19 protein-coding genes and 2 tRNA genes are annotated in these 18,304 nt (G+C 44.2%); 6 read left to right on the top strand and 15 right to left on the bottom strand.

What is annotated here, in order from left to right:
• Positions 1-55: 55 nt before the first annotated feature.
• The 7 genes from FE392_RS05610 to rlmE form a co-directional block, all read right to left on the bottom strand.
• Positions 56-132 (bottom strand) — tRNA-Met (locus tag FE392_RS05610).
• 58 nt (positions 133-190) lie between these two features.
• Positions 191-280: transfer RNA gene (locus FE392_RS05605), tRNA-Leu, on the bottom strand.
• 89 nt (positions 281-369) lie between these two features.
• Entirely contained in the window at positions 370-708 is a 339-nt protein-coding gene (gene secG / locus FE392_RS05600) for a preprotein translocase subunit SecG (RefSeq protein WP_319929247.1), read from the bottom strand.
• A 176-nt stretch (positions 709-884) separates the two neighbouring features.
• The gene (gene glmM / locus FE392_RS05595; protein WP_319929246.1) at positions 885-2,222 is read right to left on the bottom strand and encodes a phosphoglucosamine mutase; all 1,338 of its coding nucleotides are present in this window, start codon (positions 2,220-2,222) and stop codon (positions 885-887) included.
• 36 nt (positions 2,223-2,258) lie between these two features.
• Positions 2,259-3,116, bottom strand: coding sequence for a dihydropteroate synthase (folP, locus tag FE392_RS05590; RefSeq protein ID WP_319929245.1), 858 nt, complete (start codon positions 3,114-3,116; stop codon positions 2,259-2,261).
• 121 nt (positions 3,117-3,237) lie between these two features.
• Positions 3,238-5,148, bottom strand: a complete 1,911-nt coding sequence (ftsH, locus tag FE392_RS05585) for an ATP-dependent zinc metalloprotease FtsH (RefSeq protein ID WP_319929244.1) — start codon at positions 5,146-5,148, stop codon at positions 3,238-3,240.
• A 57-nt stretch (positions 5,149-5,205) separates the two neighbouring features.
• On the bottom strand, positions 5,206-5,835 hold the full coding sequence (gene rlmE, locus FE392_RS05580; RefSeq protein WP_319929418.1) for a 23S rRNA (uridine(2552)-2'-O)-methyltransferase RlmE: 630 nt from the start codon (positions 5,833-5,835) through the stop codon (positions 5,206-5,208).
• Positions 5,836-5,968: 133 nt separating this feature from the next.
• Between rlmE and yhbY the strand changes: the two genes are divergently transcribed.
• Positions 5,969-6,262, top strand: coding sequence for a ribosome assembly RNA-binding protein YhbY (yhbY, locus tag FE392_RS05575; RefSeq protein WP_038237672.1), 294 nt, complete (start codon positions 5,969-5,971; stop codon positions 6,260-6,262).
• A 114-nt stretch (positions 6,263-6,376) separates the two neighbouring features.
• Here yhbY and greA read toward each other — a convergent pair whose 3' ends face one another.
• Positions 6,377-6,853, bottom strand: coding sequence for a transcription elongation factor GreA (gene greA, locus FE392_RS05570; RefSeq protein WP_319929243.1), 477 nt, complete (start codon positions 6,851-6,853; stop codon positions 6,377-6,379).
• Between the two features lie 274 nt (positions 6,854-7,127).
• Here greA and dacB point away from each other — a divergent pair, with 274 nt between their 5' ends.
• Complete coding sequence (gene dacB, locus FE392_RS05565) at positions 7,128-8,576, top strand: serine-type D-Ala-D-Ala carboxypeptidase (protein WP_319929242.1); 1,449 nt, start codon at positions 7,128-7,130, stop codon at positions 8,574-8,576.
• A 67-nt stretch (positions 8,577-8,643) separates the two neighbouring features.
• Here dacB and cgtA read toward each other — a convergent pair whose 3' ends face one another.
• The 3 genes from cgtA to rplU all read right to left on the bottom strand — a co-directional run bounded on the left by cgtA (position 8,644) and on the right by rplU (position 10,526).
• Positions 8,644-9,813 carry an Obg family GTPase CgtA gene (gene cgtA / locus FE392_RS05560; protein WP_319929241.1) on the bottom strand — a complete coding sequence of 390 codons (1,170 nt, stop codon included), beginning with the start codon at positions 9,811-9,813 and terminating at the stop codon, positions 8,644-8,646.
• 126 nt (positions 9,814-9,939) lie between these two features.
• On the bottom strand, positions 9,940-10,197 hold the full coding sequence (gene rpmA, locus FE392_RS05555; protein ID WP_092508273.1) for a 50S ribosomal protein L27: 258 nt from the start codon (positions 10,195-10,197) through the stop codon (positions 9,940-9,942).
• Between the two features lie 20 nt (positions 10,198-10,217).
• Complete coding sequence (gene rplU, locus FE392_RS05550; RefSeq protein ID WP_012986964.1) at positions 10,218-10,526, bottom strand: 50S ribosomal protein L21; 309 nt, start codon at positions 10,524-10,526, stop codon at positions 10,218-10,220.
• Positions 10,527-10,776: 250 nt separating this feature from the next.
• On the opposite strand from rplU, the gene ispB reads away from it, so the two are divergent.
• Positions 10,777-11,748: an octaprenyl diphosphate synthase gene (gene ispB, locus FE392_RS05545; protein ID WP_319929240.1), complete on the top strand. Its 972-nt coding sequence runs from the start codon at positions 10,777-10,779 to the stop codon at positions 11,746-11,748.
• Positions 11,749-11,775: 27 nt separating this feature from the next.
• Here ispB and FE392_RS05540 read toward each other — a convergent pair whose 3' ends face one another.
• Both FE392_RS05540 and FE392_RS05535 read right to left on the bottom strand, forming a co-directional pair.
• A complete protein-coding gene (locus tag FE392_RS05540) occupies positions 11,776-12,171 on the bottom strand; it encodes a DNA-binding protein (RefSeq protein WP_319929239.1) in 396 nt (131 codons plus the stop codon).
• Positions 12,172-12,246: 75 nt separating this feature from the next.
• Positions 12,247-12,594: a DNA-binding protein gene (locus FE392_RS05535; protein ID WP_319929238.1), complete on the bottom strand. Its 348-nt coding sequence runs from the start codon at positions 12,592-12,594 to the stop codon at positions 12,247-12,249.
• Positions 12,595-12,781: 187 nt separating this feature from the next.
• On the opposite strand from FE392_RS05535, the gene FE392_RS05530 reads away from it, so the two are divergent.
• Complete coding sequence (locus FE392_RS05530) at positions 12,782-13,048, top strand: helix-turn-helix domain-containing protein (protein ID WP_319929237.1); 267 nt, start codon at positions 12,782-12,784, stop codon at positions 13,046-13,048.
• Between the two features lie 110 nt (positions 13,049-13,158).
• Here FE392_RS05530 and mdh read toward each other — a convergent pair whose 3' ends face one another.
• Positions 13,159-14,097, bottom strand: a complete 939-nt coding sequence (gene mdh / locus FE392_RS05525) for a malate dehydrogenase (RefSeq protein WP_319929236.1) — start codon at positions 14,095-14,097, stop codon at positions 13,159-13,161.
• Between the two features lie 660 nt (positions 14,098-14,757).
• On the opposite strand from mdh, the gene argR reads away from it, so the two are divergent.
• Entirely contained in the window at positions 14,758-15,228 is a 471-nt protein-coding gene (gene argR / locus FE392_RS05520) for a transcriptional regulator ArgR (RefSeq protein WP_319929235.1), read from the top strand.
• Positions 15,229-15,392: 164 nt separating this feature from the next.
• Here argR and mpl read toward each other — a convergent pair whose 3' ends face one another.
• On the bottom strand, positions 15,393-16,763 hold the full coding sequence (gene mpl, locus FE392_RS05515) for a UDP-N-acetylmuramate:L-alanyl-gamma-D-glutamyl-meso-diaminopimelate ligase (RefSeq protein WP_319929234.1): 1,371 nt from the start codon (positions 16,761-16,763) through the stop codon (positions 15,393-15,395).
• Positions 16,764-16,967: 204 nt separating this feature from the next.
• Between mpl and fbp the strand changes: the two genes are divergently transcribed.
• The gene (fbp, locus tag FE392_RS05510) at positions 16,968-17,972 is read left to right on the top strand and encodes a class 1 fructose-bisphosphatase (RefSeq protein WP_319929233.1); all 1,005 of its coding nucleotides are present in this window, start codon (positions 16,968-16,970) and stop codon (positions 17,970-17,972) included.
• Positions 17,973-18,304: the final 332 nt, after the last annotated feature.

Genomic DNA, 18,304 nt, shown 5'->3' with positions numbered 1-18,304 from the left:
GATGTCTTAAGGTTGCTGAATGACTACTCTGGAAAAGGTACATGTTGTTAAGAAGTGGTTGCGGGGGCCGGATTTGAACCGACGACCTTCGGGTTATGAGCCCGACGAGCTACCAGGCTGCTCCACCCCGCGTTCGAAAACGTGGCAAATCTTACGCTGATAATACTAAAAACGCAAGTTTCTAGATTTATGGTGCCGAGGACGGGACTTGAACCCGTACGCCCGTTGTTTAGGCACTACCACCTCAAGGTAGCGTGTATACCAATTTCACCACCTCGGCACTGATTTTACAGGACTGTTACTTTAATGGTTAACTATAAAAACTAACTCTCTAAACCAACAATCCTACTTAAACTTTTTTACTGAATATTACTGTGGGATATCACTATTTGGTTTTTCTTGCACTGCCGGAACTTCTGATTGTGTTTCAACTTTCACTGGCTCAGACAGATTATCCCATTTACTGCTCGATCCCGTCTTATTGCTGGTCATGTTACCAAGAATCAAACTGATAACAATGAAGAGCGTTGCGAGAATGGCTGTCATACGGGTCATAAAGTTACCAGAGCCCGATGAACCAAACAGTGTGTTAGATCCACCCGCACCGAAAGAAGCACCCATATCAGCACCTTTACCCTGCTGTAGCAGAACCAGAGCAATTAGCCCGATACCAACTAGCAAGAATATACCTAAAAGAGCTTCATACATATGTTGTACCCGTTTCCTCGTGGGGATTTCCACAAATTCGTAGCGACGTTAACTGCATCACCCGCTCAAAATTAGAAAAATTAACTGATTGAGCGGGTGTGAATACTAACCAAAGCATTTCAGACAAGCAAGGTTAATTTTAAATACTGCTGCTGATCGCGGAAAAAATCAACAAATTAACCCATTTTTTTCACGGCATCAGCGATGCGGTGCGCCAATGCAGTGACTAATTCTTCATCTTCGCCTTCAACCATGACACGAATCAATGGCTCTGTTCCCGATTTACGCAGTAAAACGCGGCCACGCCCATCCAATTCAGTTTCAACAGATTTGACGGCTTCAAGCACTGATTCTGATTGCAAAGGATCGGTGTTACCCGCAAAGCGAACGTTAACCAAGATTTGTGGCAACAATTTCATTCCGCTGCACAGGTCATGCAAGCTCATATCATTGCGTACCATTGCACTCAACACTTGCAACCCAGCGACAATGCCATCGCCCGTTGTCGTTTTATCCAATAAAATTACGTGGCCTGAGTTTTCAGCTCCCAAGCGCCAGCCTTTTTCCTGCAATTTTTCCAGTACGTAGCGATCGCCCACTTTAGCTCGTTCAAATGGAATGCCGAGCTGTTTCAACGCTAATTCCAGCCCCATATTGCTCATCAATGTGCCGACAGCCCCGCCACGCAATTGCCCTTGTCTCAATGCTTCACGTGCAATGATGTAGAGAATTTGGTCACCATCGACTTTGTGGCCCAGATGGTCAACCATAATGATGCGGTCACCATCGCCATCAAATGCCAGGCCTACATCTGCCTGCTCTTCCAGCACGCGCTTTTGCAATAGACGTACATCTGTTGCACCACACTCTTCATTGATGTTAATGCCATTTGGCTCACAGCCGATGGTAATAACATCTGCCCCCAATTCTCTGAGAACATTGGGGGCGATATGGTAAGTCGCCCCATTGGCACAATCCAGTACGATTTTTAGCCCATTTAGGTTCTGTTCACTGGGGAATGTACCTTTACAAAATTCAATGTAGCGGCCTGCTGCATCCACAATACGGTTGGCACGGCCCAATTCAGCCGATTCAACACAGGTCAACGGCTTTTCCATTTCTGCTTCAATTGCTTCTTCAACATCATCAGGCAGTTTTGTCCCATCAATGGAGAAAAATTTAATACCATTGTCATAGTAGGGATTATGGGAAGCGGAGATAACAATTCCAGCTTCTGCGCGGAAGGTACGTGTCAGATATGCCACAGCAGGTGTCGGCATCGGGCCTGTGAAAGATGCAGATAAACCTGCCGCAGCCAGTCCGGCTTCCAATGCAGATTCCAGCATATAACCTGAAATTCGAGTATCTTTACCAATGATAATTTTGCGAGAACCATGGCGTGCCAGGACTTTTCCCGCAGCCCAGCCCAGTTTCAATACGAAGTCTGGGGTAATTGGCGTATTACCGACCTTGCCACGAATACCATCGGTACCAAAATATTTGCGGTTACTCATAAATTTCTTTTTCCTTTGCTGAACTTAATTCTTTGCTTACGGCATACTTTTTTCTGGCATCGTATTTTGGGAAGACAACGTTGCCTGAACAATTTTCATAGCCTGAACGGTTTCTTTTACATCATGCACGCGGATAATCTGAGCGCCTTGCATGGCTGCAATCACAGCGCAGGCAACACTTCCGGCTACACGCTCTTTTGGTGGAACGTTAAGCAACTGACCGATCATAGATTTTCGTGACATTCCCGCCAATACAGGCAATCCAAAATCATGGAATTCCTTCAGTTGAGCCAATAGCTGATAATTATGCGATAAGTTCTTACCAAAACCGAAGCCAGGATCAAGGATCAAGTTATTTTTTGTGATACCCGCTGCAACACAAAGCTCTATTTGCTGTATCAGGAATGTCTTAACCTCAGTCAGAACATCATCATAGTCAGGCGCGGCCTGCATTGTACGAGGTTGCCCCTGCATGTGCATTAAACAAATCGGCAAGCCGGTTTGTGCCGCTGCATTGAGAGCCCCCGGCTCCTGTAATGCACGGATGTCATTAATAATATGTGCTCCGGCATTGGCTGATTCCCGCATCACTGCAGCCTTGGATGTATCCACTGAAATCCAGGCATCAAAACGCTGTGACAGCGCCTCAATCACGGGGACAACGCGATCCAGTTCTTCCTGCTCACTTACATCATCTGCACCTGGACGTGTTGATTCGCCACCCACATCAATAATCGTTGCCCCTTCCTCGACCATTTTAGCGGCGTGTCTTAACGCTGTATCAAAGGTGTTATGAGTTCCACCATCAGAGAAAGAATCGGGGGTAACGTTCAAAATTCCCATCACTTGTGGGAAGGAAAGATCGAGGACACTGCCTCTGGCTGTCAGTTTCATCGTTTAGGGAGCCTTAATGTCAAAACCCCAGGCGAACCTGGGGTTTTAGAGTACAGTCTATCAAGAGACTACGAGCCGCCATTAATAACGGCTCTGAGTTTGAATAGCCTGATTAACTACATTATGCAGTTGGATTATCATCCGCAGGTTTCACCGTCTGTTTCGGTGATGATGGAGTTTGACGGTTATTGCTATTGCTACCGTTACTATCGCCTTCCCAACCTGCTGGTGGACGCACAGTTACGCGATTCATCAGGTCATCAATCTGAGGAGCATCGATAGTTTCATACTTCATCAACGCGTCTTTCATTGCGTGAAGAATATCCATGTTATCCGTCAGGATCTGGCGAGCACGAATATAATTGCGATCAATGAGTGCTTTCACTTCCTGATCAATTAAACGCGCTGTATCTTCAGACATATGCTTCGCTTTAGCCACTGAACGACCGAGGAAAACTTCACCCTCTTCTTCTGCGTACAGCAATGGCCCCAGTTTTTCTGAGAAGCCCCACTGCGTTACCATGTTACGTGCAATGGATGTTGCAACTTTAATGTCGTTAGATGCGCCTGTAGAAACATTATCTACACCATAGATAATTTCTTCCGCCAAACGACCGCCGTATAAAGTTGAAATCTGGCTTTCCAGTTTCTGGCGGCTTGCACTGATTTGGTCACCTTCCGGCAAGAAGAACGTAACACCCAATGCACGGCCACGAGGAATGATAGTAACCTTGTGAACCGGATCGTGTTCCGGAACCAAACGACCAATGATAGCGTGCCCGGCTTCATGATATGCGGTGGATTCTTTTTGTTCCTCCGTCATCACCATTGAGCGGCGTTCCGCACCCATCATGATCTTATCTTTGGCTTTTTCGAACTCAACCATAGAAACAACGCGCTTGTTGCCACGTGCAGCAAACAGAGCCGCTTCATTCACCAAGTTCGCTAAATCCGCACCGGAGAAGCCAGGTGTACCACGGGCAATGATAGATGCATCGATATCAGTATCCAGAGGGATACGGCGCATGTGAACTTTCAGAATTTGCTCACGGCCACGGACATCAGGCAGACCAACAACAACCTGGCGGTCAAAACGGCCTGGACGCAACAATGCAGGGTCCAGAACGTCAGGACGGTTGGTTGCTGCAATAACGATAATGCCTTCGTTACCTTCGAAACCATCCATCTCAACCAGCATCTGGTTCAGGGTTTGTTCACGTTCATCATGACCACCACCGAGACCAGCACCACGCTGACGGCCTACCGCATCGATTTCGTCAATGAAAATAATGCAAGGGGCTGCTTTTTTAGCCTGTTCGAACATGTCACGAACGCGGGAAGCACCAACACCAACAAACATTTCAACGAAGTCAGAACCGGATATGGTGAAGAATGGAACTTTCGCTTCACCTGCGATAGCTTTCGCCAGCAATGTTTTACCAGTACCCGGAGGGCCAACCATCAAGATACCTTTCGGGATCTTACCGCCCAGTTTTTGGAAACGTCCTGGCTCGCGCAGATACTCAACCAATTCACCAACTTCTTCTTTTGCTTCGTCACAGCCAGCGACATCAGCAAACGTGGTTTTGATCTGATCTTCGGTTAACATGCGGGCTTTGCTTTTGCCAAAAGACATTGCCCCTTTACCGCCACCGCCTTGCATTTGACGCATAAAGAAGATCCAGACGCCAATCAGCAGTAGCATTGGGAACCATGAAATAAAGAGGGTCGCCAACAGGCCTGGTTGCTCTGGTGGTTCACCGACCACTTTTACCTGTTTATTGAGCAGGGTATCCAGCAGCTTCTCATCCTGAATCGGCATATAAGTGCTGTATTTTCCACCGTTGTCTTTCTTAGTGAAATCAATGTCACGACCCGAAATACGTACTTCGCTTACTTGATTCTGCGATATCTCATTGATGAAATTAGAGTAATCCACCCTACGACCGCTAGAATCGCTGGGACCGAAACTCTGGAACAATAACATCAAGACAACTGCGATGACTAACCAGAGAATCAGGTTTTTCGCCATGTCACTCAAGGGATTAACCTCATATTACAACTGTGTTAACAAATAGTAGTCAGGGTACTATACTTTCAGCCCTGTCGCTACAATGTATACTTCACGTGATCGTGCCCGCGAAGCTTCTGGTTTACGAACTTTTATCTTCGTAAAAAGGGAGCGAATTTCCCTCAGGTACTCATCAAAGCCCTCTCCCTGAAACACTTTGACAATAAAACTACCCCCAGGGGCCAGCACATCACGACACATATCCAACGCTAACTCAACCAGATACATGGATCGGGGAATATCGACCGCGGGGGTTCCACTCATATTGGGAGCCATATCCGACATGACGACCTGGACTTTATTATCACCAACTCTTTCAAGCAATGCTTTCAATACAAGTTCATCACGAAAATCTCCTTGAAGGAAATCGACCCCAACAATCGGATCCATTGGTAAAAGATCGCAAGCAATAATCCGCCCGCTATTACCAATCTGACTGACTACGTATTGAGACCACCCACCGGGGGCAGCGCCTAAATCAACAACGGTCATGCCCGGTTTAAAGATTTTGTCGCTTTGCTGTATCTCATCAAGTTTAAACCAAGCGCGAGAGCGAAGCCCTTTTTTCTGCGCCTGAAGAACATATTTATCACTAAAATGTTCCTGTAACCAGCGACTTGAGCTTGCTGAGCGTTTTTTATTGGCCATTGTTCTTTCCAATTATACTAATCGAGAACCTTAATTTTTGCGTTCTCTCATCAAACCACACCACACTTTTATGGTGATAGATATGAGATGGCGGTAGAATACGTCGTTTTCAATCCCATTTAAGCAAAAAACGATGACTCTTAACAAGAAACAAGTCCAATATCTGAAAAGCCTCGCTCATTCACTAAAGCCTGTCGTTATGATAGGCAACAACGGTCTGACCGAAGGTGTATTGGCTGAAATCGAACAAACTCTCTCACATCACGAGCTTATCAAAGTCAAAGTTGCAGGCGAAGACCGTGAAATCAAAACTTTGATCGCTGAAGCGATTGTTCGTGAAACCGGTGCACATAATGTGCAAATCATTGGAAAAATGCTCGTTCTCTACCGTCCATCACAAGAGCGCAAAATTAGTCTACCTAAATAACTTCGGCATACTTATACAAAAATGCCATATCTATTTTATCTTGATAAAAAAGGCCAAATCTGGCCTTTTTTCATATCAACCAATGAGTGGAATGGCTGATGACCATGGTATTTGCTAAATATAATCCACGCTCAATACTTCGTATTCCACTTGACCGCCAGGCGTGGTAATCACGACAACATCATCCACTTCTTTGCCAATCAACCCACGAGCAATCGGTGAATTAACAGAAAGAAGGTTTTCTTTGATATTGGCTTCATCGTCACCCACGATACGGTAAGTTTGCTCTTCATCTGAGTCAACATTCATTACCTTTACCGTTGCCCCGAAAATAACCCGACCATTATTGGTCATTTTCGTTACATCAATCACCTGTGCATTAGAAAGTTTAGCCTCAATTTCCTGAATACGGCCTTCACAAAAACCCTGCTGCTCACGAGCGGCATGATATTCTGCATTCTCTTTCAAATCACCATGCTCACGCGCATCAGCGATTGCAGTAATAATCTGAGGGCGACGTACATTTTTCAAATATTCTAATTCTTCGCGCAATTTATCCGCGCCACGTACCGTCATCGGAATTTGTTTCATTTATCAAACCTCTAAATCAATCCTAAGCCCAAAACCACATCTTCCTGATTTTTGCAATAACAGCACAATGAGCACACCTTATCAGGCGGGCTTCCAGACAATAAAAGGAGTGTAAACCCAGCATGACCTGAAGTTCACGTACATATTTCACCTGCTAATCTATCATTCTAACGTAGAGTCGATGATGGATCATCGTTTACTTTTCCCTGAATTGCACCTTAGTATTACTAATATAAATATTCTTGAAACCCATCCACCTTCATATGCGAGAATTATGGCTCTTTTAAAAATTACCAGCAGAATAGCTTGTATGCTCAGTCTGAGCCTGAGCATTTCCAGTGTAAATGCCTCTTCAATTGAAGACATTGGCCAACATTTACCGACGGGAACGAGTTTTTCATTTATTGCCGAAAAAGTTGGCTCAAACAGCCCTATTCTTGATTATCAAGGACATAAACTGGCACTACCGGCCAGTACGCAAAAAATCGTGACAGCATTGGCAGCTTTGCTTCAGCTTGGTAAGGATTACCATTTTGTAACAACACTGGAAAGTGACGCAAATGTCTTAGATGGCGCATTAGAAGGTAATTTAACAGCACGTTTTGTCGGCGATCCTATGCTGACGCGCACTCAACTGCGCAATATGGTTGAAGAATTGAAACAGGCCGGCATAACGCAAATTGATGGCGATCTTATTATCGATACGTCTATCTTCGCCAGCCATGATAAAGCACCGGGATGGGTATGGAATGACATGACCCAGTGTTTCAGCTCTCCGCCAGCGGCTGCCATCGTCGATAAAAACTGTTTTTCAGTTTCACTGCATAGTGCAGCACAACCCAACGAAACGGCATTTGTTCGAGTCCCCTCTTTTTATCCTGTCAGTGTCTTCAGTGAAGTAAAAACATTGGCCAAAGGCGCTGCGGAAGCAAAATACTGCGAACTTGATGTGACCGTTGGTGATTTAAACCGATATACCCTTACCGGATGCATGGTGCAGCGCGATGATTCATTTCCATTGGCTTTCGCTATTCAAAATGGTGCCAGTTATGCAGGCAATATTTTGAAAAATGAACTGCGCATTGCTGGCATTGAATTAAAAGGTCATATAAGACGCCAATCCGCTCCCCAGCATCCGCAAAAAATCCTCGCAGTGAACCAATCAGTACCACTGGCGAATATGCTGAAAATCATGCTGAAAAAATCAGACAATATGATTGCTGATACGATTTTCCGTACCCTCGGCCATCGCTACTATAACGTTCCGGGCACATGGCGTACTGGCTCTGATGCGGTTCGTCAAATTTTGAGGCAAAAAGCCGGCATTAATTTAGGCAATACGGTGATGGTGGATGGTTCCGGCCTTTCACGCCACAATCTAATTTCACCAGCAACCATGATGAAAATATTACAATTTATTGCCGAGCATGATAATGAATTGGATTTTATTTCAATGCTGCCCCAAGCAGGGCACGACGGGACTTTAGCTTATCGGGCAGGTCTGCATGAAGCAGGTCTTGATGGTAAGATATTCGCCAAAACAGGCTCATTGCAGGGTGTTTATAATCTTGCAGGCTTTATGACCGCCGCCAGCGGGCAGCAAATTGCTTTCGTCCAATTTGTTTCCGCTTATTCCATTGTTCCTGAAGATTTCCGAACCCGTCGTGTTCCACTGACCCGTTTCGAAAATAACTTATATAAATCGTTATATAAAAATAATTGATCAAGAATGACTGGATAACAAAAGGGCGCTATTTTGGGCGCCCTTTTATCATATTCGATGTTTTATATTAGCGTTTATAAATAAACTCAACGCCTTCATCGTCTTCTTCGTCCCAGTCGTCATCCCAATCATCATCTTCAGATGGTTGCTCCAACTGTTCCTTGTGGTAATCGTCCCACATGAACTCAACTTTTTCAGGTTGAGCTTCTTCCGATGCTTCCTGACTGCGAGGCTGTGCCTTCATGAATTCCATGATATCCCAGCAAAGCTCTTTCACACCCTGACGGTTCACAGCAGAAATCATGTAATAATCGCCTTCCCAACCAAGCTCATCGGCAATAGCCTGAGCCCGTTGCTTGGCTTCTTCTGGATCAGTGAGATCTACTTTGTTGAATACCAACCAACGTGGTTTCTCTGCCAGTTTTTCACTGTACTTGTGCAGCTCTTTGGTAATGATACGAGCATTCTCAACCGGATTGGATTCATCGATCGGGCACAGATCAATTAAGTGCAACAGTACGCGGCAGCGCTCCAAATGTTTCAGGAAGCGAATACCCAAGCCAGCCCCTTCTGCTGCCCCTTCAATCAAACCAGGGATATCAGCGACCACAAAGCTCTGCTCATTATCCATGCGCACAACACCAAGGCTTGGTACTAATGTGGTAAATGGGTAATCGGCGACTTTCGGTTTTGCTGCTGAAACAGCACGGATGAAGGTGGATTTACCGGCATTTGGCATGCCCAACATGCCCACATCAGCCAGAAGCATCAACTCCAGCATCAGTTCGCGGTTTTCTCCTGGCGTACCCATCGTTCTTTGACGAGGAGCACGGTTCACTGAGGATTTGAAGCGGGTATTGCCAAGGCCGTGGAAGCCTCCTTTTGCGACCATAAAACGCTGTTCATGGCGCAACATGTCACCCAGAATTTCCCCGGTGGCAATATCACGTACACGCGTTCCAACCGGAACCTTGATAGTAATATCCTGACCACGTTTGCCGGTACAATCGCGGCTTTGTCCATTTTGACCACGTTCTGCACGGAAGGATTTTTCAAAACGGTAGTCGATCAACGTATTTAGGTTTTCATCAGCCAACAGATAGACGTCACCACCATCTCCGCCATCACCGCCGTCTGGCCCACCTTTTGGAATATATTTCTCACGACGGAAGCTGACGCAACCATTGCCACCATCTCCCGCTACAACCAGTATTCTGGCTTCATCTACAAATTTCATCTTATTTCTCCGTAGGATAGCCACTGTAAAGCTGGATGGCAGTACCCAGAGATGGCGTAATCCAGAATATAAAAAGCCCCGCAACACACATTGCAGGGCTTCCGATTCGATTAAGAGTCAAAAAACTTATTCAGCTTCGATGCTGATGAATTTACGGTTTTTTGGACCTTTAACTTCGAATTTAACTTTCCCGTCAGCTAATGCGAACAGGGTGTGGTCACGGCCACAGCCTACGTTGTTGCCAGCGTGGAACTTAGTACCACGTTGACGAACGATGATGCTACCAGCCAGGATAGACTCACCACCGAAACGTTTTACACCCAGACGTTTGCTTTCAGAATCGCGACCGTTACGAGTCGAGCCGCCAGCCTTTTTGTGTGCCATTTATCTGCTCTCCTAATATCTTAAGCGATGCCAGTGATTTTAACATCAGTGAACCACTGACGGTGGCCCTGCTGCTTACGGCTGTGTTTACGACGACGAAACTTAACAATCTTAATTTTCTCGCCACGACCGTGAGCAACAACTTCAGCTTTAACTTTAACGCCTTCAACTACTGGAGCGCCGATTTTGATGTCTTCGCCATTAGCGACCATCAGTACCTGGTCAAACTCAACAGTTTCACCTGTTGCGATGTCCAGTTTTTCCAAGCGAATAGTTTGACCTTCGCTTACTCGGTGTTGTTTACCACCACTTTGGAAAACCGCGTACATATAAACTCCGCTTTCCGCGCACCCCCTAAATTTCATCCAGAGTGCGCTATAAAATATTCACAATAGGGCGCGAATTCTACGCAAAAACCGCTTGGAAGACAAGTGCAGAATTAGAACAGATGAGAAAAAAACGGAGTTTTTCGATTGTCATTTATTTAAGCTGTTTTTCAAGTACAATCGATACATCGTAATATCTGTTGATATGCTAATTTAATGAGCACTGCTCTGAATCAGAGTTAAAAGCCAAAACATGAATTTAGAATCGATAATAAAACTTACCGCTGACGATATGGCCGCGGTTAATGAAACCATTCTTAACCAATTAAATTCTGATGTTGCGCTAATCAATCAACTCGGTTACTACATTATTAGTGGCGGTGGTAAACGTATTCGCCCGATGATTGCAGTACTCGCTGGGAAGGCGCTTCATTGTGACGATGAAAAACATGTCAAAGTTGCGGCTTTGATTGAATTTATTCACACCGCAACATTATTGCATGACGATGTCGTTGATGAATCTGACATGCGTCGTGGCAAGGAAACAGCCAACGCGATTTATGGCAATGCCGCCAGCGTTCTCGTCGGTGATTTTATCTATACACGTTCATTTCAAATGATGACAGATCTTGATTCCATGCGTGTATTGAAACTGATGTCTGACGCGACAAATGTCATTGCTGAAGGCGAAGTGATGCAGTTGATGAACTGTAATGATCCCAACATTTCAGAAGACGACTATATGCGGGTTATTTACAGTAAGACCGCCCGCCTGTTTGAAGTTGCCGCACATTCAGCAGCAATTCTAGCCAATGCTTCTCCAGAACAAGAAACCGCTCTGCGTGACTATGGCCGCTATCTTGGCACTGCGTTCCAGTTAATCGATGATCTGCTGGATTATGATTCTGATGACAGCACGCTCGGCAAGAACACCGGGGATGACCTAAACGAAGGCAAACCAACGCTGCCACTCTTGCATGCCATGAACCATGGAGAGCCAGAGCAATCTGCATTGATCCGCAATGCCATTGAGAAAGGAAACGGCCGCCATTTATTGGATACCGTACTGGCAACAATGAAACAGTGTGGTTCGCTTGAATACACCCGCCAACGGGCGGAAGAAGAAGCCGATAAAGCTATTTCAGCGTTGCAAGTATTGGATGATTCTCCATATAAGGCGGCCTTGGTCGGTTTGGCCCATGTCGCGGTACAGCGACTTTCTTGAGCGACACCAATCGGTATCCCAGATAATTCAGTCTGGGGTGCCGTTTTTATTTTCAATATCTTTAATTTCAATATCTTGAATTCCGACGTATTGAACAAGACTCGACAGCCCTTTTCTCAAGATAAATTTTACCATTCGTTCCCTTTCAGATTTGGTTAGCTGATAATAAGCTTCCACCCAAATCATAAATGGGTCTTGTCGTTTATTCCGGTAGTATTCAACTGAGCTTTCGCTGACTGTCAGGACATTCAAAACTTCTTCAGGCAGACTGCTGACATTATATTCGAGTGCTTTCCCTTGTACCCCACGCTTACGGCGTTGTTCCCAACCTTCGCGTCTTGCCATCAGGTTTACCCCCTGGGGAGATGATGGCAGCCCTGCGAGGCCGATGAGTTCCTTTGCAGAATACCATTCTTTTTTCATCTCTTGCTCCTCGCGTTGTATCAGGACAGTGAAGAGAAAGCCAAATTTTGGATATTTGGCTTTTCAAAAGCTGTCTTAGGTTGCTGTGATTTTTTCCAAAAAACTTCTTATTCCATCACGCAATATCACTTCGGTAATTACCTCCTTTTCTTCCTCTGTCAGTAAATTAAATGCACTCACCCAAATAGAGAGAGGATCTTGTTTCTGAACCTGATATTCTGGTGACATTTCATTAAGTTCTAAAGCCGCCAAAGTTGATTCAGGAAAACAAGAATAATGGTATTCAATTGCCCTGCCTTGAACACCGGTTCGTTTTTGCCTCAACCATTCTTCACGTTTTGCTCTGGCATTAACTCCTTGTGGTGATCTAGGTAACTCGCCTACACCGGTCAACTCCATTGCCGTATACCACTCTTTTTTCATAATGTTTCTCTATTTTTGTAACCAAGTTCAAAAAAGAAGTTATTAAGAAAAAATTAGAAATATTTTTAGAAAAAATAATGTTATTTTATTTTCTTAATAACAGATTCGTGTTCGTTATTAATTTCACACTAACACTTTAGTTATACCACTAATGTGGCTTCAAATTTAATAGGAAAGGATTAAAAAAATGATTTCTATGAAATCGGATTGGCATCCTGCTGATATTATTGCCGCTTTACGTAAACGTGGAACTACACTGGCAGCAGTTTCTCGTGAGGCTGGGTTAAGTTCATCAACTTTGGCGAATACTCTTTCTCGCCCGTGGCCCAAGGGAGAATGGATAATAGCGAATTATTTAGAATTGCATCCGTCTGAAATATGGCCAAGTCGTTATTTCAATCCGCTTACTGGAGAATTATTAGAAAGAAAGATTCGAGATAAAAAAAATAATTAGCGACCAATTTAATTATTAAAAAAAACCGCTAGTTAAAAAATAACTAGCGGTTTAAGTTATCTAATATATTTAACTTAATTCGTATATTAATAAATTACGAATTAAATAAATTAACCATTAATAAATTCTTCGCCTAATGCGATATCTTTTTTCAGAACATCTAACATGTTATCCAGTGCTGTTTGTTCAAAGTCACTTAACTTGCCAATGTCTAAACGTTCTTCGATACCATTTTTACCCAAGCGAACTGGCTGAGCGAAGAAACGGGCATGTTTTCCGTCACCTTCCACATAGCTGCACTCGATAACGTTGCTTTCACCTTGCAGACCACGGATCAGAGAAAGACCGAAACGTGCTGCGGCCTGTCCCATAGACAGAGTTGCAGATCCGCCACCTGCTTTGGCTTCAACCACTTCAGTACCGGCATTCTGGATACGTTTGGTCAACGCAGCAACTTCTTCATCAGTGAAGCTGACACCTGGAATTTGAGACAGCAGTGGCAGAATGGTCACACCAGAGTGCCCGCCAATCACTGGAACTTCTGTTTCTTCTACTTTTTTGCCTTTCAGTTCAGCCACGAAAGTATTAGAGCGGATAATATCCAGAGTAGTCACACCAAACAGACGGTTTTTATCGTAAACACCTTCTTTTTTCAGAACCTCAGCCGCGATCGCCACGGTGGTATTCACTGGGTTTGTGATAATTCCGATTAATGCTTTAGGGCATGTTTTCGCAACTTGCTGAACCAGATTACGAATGATCCCTGCATTGATGTTGAACAGATCAGAACGATCCATGCCAGGTTTACGCGCCACGCCCGCAGAAATCAATACAACATCAGCGCCTACCAATGCAGGGGTTGCATCTTCACCAGCAAAACCGACGACTTTGACTTCCGTTGGGATATGGCTCAAATCGGCGGCTACGCCTGGAGTTACCGGAGCAATGTCATACAAGGAAAGATCTGAACCTGAAGGAAGCTGGGTTTTAAGTAGAAGGGCGAGTGCTTGACCAATACCACCGGCTGCACCGAGAACTGCAACTTTCATCCTGATACTCCTTAAAATAAGTGCTGTAAAAAACTTAAATTTGTCTGGTTAAGAGAGTTATTTCACTCTTTCCATCAAAACCACAATGATAAAGAGGACTCTCAACTCGTTCATCACTACGTATTAAAAACAATCTGTTAACAGCTAGATTATCCACCTAATGGCTTGATGATGGAACACCAAAGTTGTTTTATTCTAGACAAAAGGCTTATCTGTTAATGAGATAACGGACACTTTTTTGATATTTATTCCCATTATCTCATTAATTAATTAGCCAATTACCTTACTCTTCCCTGCAATTTCAAACAACACCATTTAATTAACAATGCATTTACCATATCGGCTTTATCTGCAGGCTTTATGAACAAACTTTATGAATAAAAGAGACAGGTAAAAATAAAACGTTTATAGCCGAACATTAATTAAACAAATTTAATTAAAAAACGTTAATGAAACAATATGTACAAAATCAGCGATTATGCTCAATCCATCCCCTCTAAGGGGATAAATGAGTTCTGGCGCATTGATTATTCCCTTTCCGCCACAATGTAATCTGAAATTCATTGGGAGGTATGTTCCCATTTTCGCCGCTCTTTCTTGAATAAAAATTCACTGTTTTGCATAATATCCGTCTCATAACGGATATAACGATGGTGAAATATGCGTGTTCCTTCGAAACAGGAAGATTTGGTAAAAGCTTTCAAGGCATTATTGAAAGAAGAAAAATTCAGCTCCCAAGGTGAAATTGTTTCAGCGCTTCAGGATGAAGGGTTTGAAAATATCAACCAATCTAAAGTTTCCAGAATGCTGACAAAATTTGGTGCTGTCCGAACCCGTAATGCCAAAATGGAAATGGTTTACTGCCTGCCGGCAGAATTGGGTGTCCCCACGGCAACCAGCCCATTAAAAAATCTGGTATTGGATATCGACTATAACCATAGCATTGTGGTTATACGCACCAGCCCGGGCGCTGCACAGTTGATTGCCCGTCTTTTAGATTCATTGGGAAAAGCGGAAGGGATCCTTGGCAGCATTGCGGGTGATGACACTATTTTTACCACGCCAGCACAAGACCTGACGACAAAACAGCTCTACGAAGCAATTCTAAACTTATTTGAGCAAGAACTTTAACCCTTTTCTGTCGTCTGTACTTTATGGATTCTGGGTTGCGCCAATGTAACAAAGAATCAAAGTGACGGGGAACTAACGGCAGATAAACACAGAGGATCGCCCAATCGGTGCGATCCTCCATCTATACATAATGTTGCAATCACAACATTGCACCCGTTATCCAATCAAACAGGGACTGATTTCTTAGCCAGCTCTGTTAATAATTTTTCATGGATACCGTCAAAACCGCCATTGCTCATAATCAGGATGTGATCACCCGGCTGTGCTGTCTCAACAATCATCCGAACCAACACATCTATATCAGCGCTCCAGCGGGCGGGCTGGACACACTGCTCGGCAATTTCAACAACCTGCCACGGCATATTGGTAGGCTGGTAGAGAAAAACTTCATCTGCACGCCCCATAGAAGGTGCGATATCATTTTTACTCATGCCCATTTTCATCGTATTCGAGCGTGGCTCCAATACAGCCAGAATGCGGGTCACTCCACCGACTTTACTTCTCAATGCTTCCAATGTCGCCAAAATGGCGGTTGGGTGATGGGCAAAATCATCATAAACTGAGATGCCATTCACTTCTCCACGCAACTCAAGGCGGCGGCGGGCATTAATAAATTTACTCAGTGCCAGACAAGCATCCACAGGCAGTATGCCAACATGATGGGCGGCGGCAATCGCAATCAGGCCATTATGCATGTTGTGCTCACCGACTAATGACCAGTTCACTTCGCCAACCAGTTCCCCACGATGGAATACTTGATAATGACTACTATCCTGGCTGATTTTTTTCGCCTGCCAGTCCCCGGTTTCGCCAAGCTGCTCCAACTCACTCCAGCACCCCATGGAAAGCACATGTTTCAGGTTGATATCATTGTCAGGAACGAGAATTTTGCCCGTACCAGGCACAACTCTGACAAGATGATGGAATTGTTTTTGAATGGCCGCCAGATCCTCGAAAATATCAGCATGATCAAATTCAAGATTGTTCATGATCAGTGTACGAGGGCTGTAATGTACAAATTTAGAACGCTTGTCGAAAAAAGCGCTGTCGTATTCATCCGCTTCAATCACAAAAAATGGGCTTTCACCAAGTTGTGCTGAAACTTCAAAATTACCCGGCACCCCACCAATGAGGAACCCTGGTTTGTAGCCACAGGCTTCCAGAATCCATGCCAGCATACCTGCCGTTGTTGTTTTGCCGTGAGTTCCCGCAACAGCCAATACCCAACGCTCCGGCAGTACATTGTCATGCAGCCATTGCGGGCCGGAAGTATAAGGTATACCACGATCCAATACCGCTTCCACACAAGGATTGCCGCGTACCATAGCATTGCCGATGATCACTATGTCCGGTGCAGGATCGAGCTGTGCAGGATCATAACCGTGAATCAACTCGATACCCTGTTTTTCCAGCAAGGTGCTCATTGGCGGATACACATTGGCATCAGAGCCAGTGACCTCATGACCCAGTGAACGAGCGAGGATTGCGAGTCCCCCCATGAAAGTACCACAGACGCCAAGAATATGAATGCGCATTTGTTTCTATCCACTTTTATTTCTAACTGATAGCATGAACTGTATCACTATTCTAACCATCAATTCGCATATAAGAAATGCAATGGCCTATCAATGATTCCATTCTTTAGCTAAACTGCCCGCGCATAAGTGCAACACTAAATCAGTGAAACATAACAGTGAAGCACGCTTCCTAAAACCATAATCAAATTCAAGGCCTTTGTCATGAAAACATTAGGCGAATTCATCGTCGAAAAACAGCAAGACTTTCCTCATGCTACAGGTGAACTTACCGCACTTCTGTCTGCCATCAAATTGGGTGCCAAAATCATTCATAGGGATATCAACAAAGCGGGTTTAGTCGATATCTTAGGGACTAGTGGCGTATCCAATGTTCAAGGTGAAGTTCAGATGAAACTGGACTTATATGCCAATGAAAAACTCAAGGCGGCACTGAAAGCACGTGGAGAAGTTGCCGGCATCGCTTCTGAAGAAGAAGATGAGATCGTTATTTTTGACGGCGACCGTGCAGAAAATGCCAAATATGTTGTTTTGATGGATCCTCTGGATGGTTCTTCGAATATTGATGTAAACGTTTCCGTTGGGACTATTTTCTCAATTTACCACCGCATTACTCCAATCGGACAACCTGTGACTGAAGAAGATTTCCTGCAACCAGGAAACCGCCAAGTTGCAGCAGGTTATGTGGTTTATGGCTCATCCACGATGCTGGTGTATACCACAGGTTGCGGTGTCCATACTTTTACTTATGATCCTTCCCTTGGTGTTTTCTGCCTAAGCCATGAAAAGGTTCAGTTCCCAGAAAAAGGCAACATATACTCAATTAATGAAGGGAACTACATTAAATTCCCGATGGGTGTAAAAAAATATATTAAATATTGCCAAGAACAGGATGAAGCAACTCAACGCCCATACACTACCCGTTACATCGGCTCCTTGGTTGCTGATTTCCACCGTAATCTGCTGAAAGGCGGGATCTACATTTATCCAAGCACAGCAAGCCACCCAACAGGAAAACTGCGTCTGCTATATGAATGCAACCCAATTGCATTGTTGGCGGAACAGGCGGGAGGAAAAGCCAGTGATGGAGCAAATCGCATTCTGGATATCGTGCCAAATAAATTGCACCAACGTGTACCTTTCTTTGTCGGAACAAAGTCAATGGTAGAAAAAGCAGAAAGTTTTATGGCTGAATTTCCGGACGAATAATCTACTGAATTATTAGCCGAAATTAAAAGAGGTGAATTTTGCCTCTTTTAATTAACAACCCATTCGCATTTTTACTTCTCATCATCTTTATATCATTACTGAATCATACATTTTAAATGCACCTATCTTAAGGAAATCTATTTTAAGTCCTCACTCCAGACCGCTATTCCAAACCCTTAAATATCGTCAAACCTGCATTAGAGTTATCATTTTATAAGCGTAGTAATAGCGTTTATATTGGCTAAATTTATCCGACATCATGTCATTACCTTTTTTTATCACCCGATAATAATTATTCATTACGCAGACTAATAAAAAAGCTCCTAATGTAT

The sequence above is a fragment of the Xenorhabdus santafensis genome, assembly GCF_033949405.1.
In the GTDB taxonomy this organism is placed as follows: domain Bacteria; phylum Pseudomonadota; class Gammaproteobacteria; order Enterobacterales; family Enterobacteriaceae; genus Xenorhabdus; species Xenorhabdus santafensis.
This window is presented reverse-complemented; position numbering and strand designations above follow the sequence as displayed.